A 255-nucleotide genomic window follows, 5' to 3' on the forward strand; every position below is an offset into this window, starting at 1 on the left:
TCGGCTCAGGGGACTGGCCCGCTGGCGAACATCTCAGAGAAATTTTGTACTCGTTGCTGAAACTTTGATTTCAACAACTTAAGTTATTCGAATTGTGCATCCTGACGTTCAGAGATGCGACCTTGCTCAAGCAGCGCTTGTTCAATGGTCTGCTGCAGCATCCGTATGCGTTGTTCCATATTGGACGCATAGTCACGGGTTTTCAACCGTTCTTGAGCAAGTTCGTGACAGACGTTCAATGCCGCGATGAAAACC

The 255-nt window shown here is 48.2% G+C and carries 1 protein-coding gene; it reads right to left on the bottom strand.

The window, feature by feature from the left end; all coding sequences use genetic code 11:
* Positions 1–83 precede the first annotated feature (83 nt).
* Complete coding sequence (locus tag P8629_RS12930) at positions 84–248, bottom strand: hypothetical protein (RefSeq protein ID WP_442908713.1); 165 nt, start codon at positions 246–248, stop codon at positions 84–86.
* Positions 249–255 lie beyond the last annotated feature (7 nt).

The organism is Hydrogenovibrio sp. 3SP14C1 (assembly GCF_029625905.1).
Taxonomy (GTDB): Bacteria; Pseudomonadota; Gammaproteobacteria; order Thiomicrospirales; family Thiomicrospiraceae; genus Hydrogenovibrio.